At 43.7% G+C, this 581-nt stretch carries 1 protein-coding gene; it reads right to left on the bottom strand.

Translation table 11 applies throughout. The annotated features are described in order from the left end of the window. Positions 1 to 31 precede the first annotated feature (31 nt). The coding region (locus tag ACR65H_RS18515) for an IS3 family transposase (protein WP_440502420.1) at positions 32 to 581 on the bottom strand (550 nt) is incomplete at its 5' end.

The following is a 581-nucleotide window of genomic DNA, read 5'->3' as shown; positions in this document are numbered from 1 at the left end:
TGATGTGACCCCTAAAAGTTAGAGTTTTATATTACGCAGCTAGTTGGCTGGTGTGAAGACGGTATTGAACCGGACTCATGCCAGCCAATTTCTGTTTGATTCGTTTGTTGTTGTAATACTGGATGTATGCCTCGATAGCACGTTTCAGTTCCTTATATGTTCGAAGCGATTCGCCGTAATACATCTCCTGCTTCAATAATCCAAAGAAATTTTCCATAGGGGCGTTGTCCAGACAGTTCCCCTTCCGCGACATACTCTGGAACACTTTATGTTCTTTTAAGAGGGAAACCCATTTTCCGTGCTGGTAGTGCCAGCCCTGATCCGAGTGGATGGTAGTCCGGTATTTTGCATTCTTTATGACCTTAAGGGCTTCTTCTAAGGGTTCGATCACAAAGTCAAGCGTCGGTCGCATACTGATGCCGTATGAAAGGATTTCGCCATTATACATATCCATAATTGGACTAAGATAGAGTTTTAGGCCATCTGCACACTTGAATTCTGTAATATCTGTGGTCAGTTTCTGACATGGGTTTGGCGTATTGAACCGGCGATGAATACGGTTTTTCACCACTGTACCAACG

The organism is Sporosarcina sp. SAFN-015 (assembly GCF_059415085.1).
Note: the sequence above shows the minus strand (reverse complement) of the source record. Positions and strands in the feature narration are given on the sequence as shown.